Genomic DNA, 571 nt, shown 5'->3' with positions numbered 1-571 from the left:
GGGGGGGGGGGGCGAGCCGCGTCCGTTGCAGGGACGATCGCGACGCTCAACCGGGCCGCGATCTGGATCGACACGGGAGCAAGTTCGACCATCTTGTTCCGGGATGCAATTTCTATCGGGACATGGCAGTGCAACCGTTCCTGCGAGGCCCGCAGCACGGAAGACACGCCGCCGGCCGTCGAGATCCGCGCGCCAACCAGCGCGTTCTTTCCTGCAGGAGAAGACGCGAATCCCGGGCCTAGTGGAGCGGCACGAGCTGGGCTGGTATGACCGGGCTGAACGCGCTGAACGCTGCCGCGGTGGCGGGGCATTACGGCTCGATCTCCATCGTGACCTTCGTGGCGGCGTCGAGCCTGCTGGAGCTGACCGGCATCGCCTCCGACGGTTTCATGGTCGCGGTGGCGGCGATGATGGAGGTGCCCGCGATCCTGTCGGCCCTGTGGATCGCGCACCGCTTCGGGCGCGAGGGCGTGGCGGGCAGCGTGCCGATGCGCGAGCTTTTCGCCAACGGCTCCATCGTTCTGCTGACCGGGGCCTTCGTGATCGGCGCCGTGACGCAGGACAAGGGGAT

The 571-nt window shown here is 68.0% G+C and carries 1 protein-coding gene; it reads left to right on the top strand.

Going from position 1 to position 571, the window contains the following annotated elements; genetic code table 11:
• Window positions 1-266: 266 nt before the first annotated feature.
• On the top strand, window positions 267-571 hold a 305-nt coding region (locus P1J78_RS25120; protein ID WP_275570099.1), incomplete at its 3' end, for a sodium-dependent bicarbonate transport family permease.

Origin of the sequence: Psychromarinibacter sediminicola (assembly GCF_029168335.1) — a bacterium.
Taxonomy (GTDB): Bacteria; Pseudomonadota; Alphaproteobacteria; order Rhodobacterales; family Rhodobacteraceae; genus Psychromarinibacter; species Psychromarinibacter sediminicola.
The sequence above is the reverse complement of the archived record's forward strand: the minus strand, read 5'-3'. Positions and strand labels throughout refer to the sequence as shown.